The sequence below is a fragment of the Streptomyces sp. B1866 genome (assembly GCF_031932565.1).
Taxonomy (GTDB): Bacteria; Actinomycetota; Actinomycetes; order Streptomycetales; family Streptomycetaceae; genus Streptomyces.
This window is the reverse complement of sequence record NZ_JAVSCF010000643.1, coordinates 1-369: the sequence shown is the minus strand read 5'-3', so window position 1 is coordinate 369 and position 369 is coordinate 1. Positions and strand designations below refer to the sequence as shown.

The window sequence follows — 369 nt, the reverse complement described above, 5'->3', positions numbered from 1 at the left end:
GGCGGCGGCGCCGAGCGCGGCGGGCGGGGCGTACGCCGGTCCGGCGGCCGCGTCGGCCCACAGCGCCGCGAGCCGCACCAGCAGCACGACGGCGGCGGCGAGCAGGGCCGCGGACTGCGCGCCCGGCGGGTAGGCCCGGGCTCTGAGCAGCAGGACCACGGTGAGCGAGGCGGTCAGCGGCACCGTCCACGGCCGGGTGGCGGCGACGGCGAGCAGCCCGGCGGCGCAGGCGGACGCCGCCGCGGCGGCGACGGCCAGGTCCAGGGTCCGGTGGGCGGCGCGCAGCGCGGCGCCGGCCTCGTGCCGGCGGACCGAGACGCCGGTCAGCCGCGGGTCGTCGCGGCCGGTGAGCCCGGCGGCGGTCAGCGC

The 369-nt window shown here is 83.7% G+C and carries 1 pseudogene; it reads right to left on the bottom strand.

Annotated elements, in window-relative coordinates:
• A pseudogene (locus tag RKE29_RS30590) lies at nt 1–369 on the bottom strand (type VII secretion integral membrane protein EccD); the annotation flags it as partial.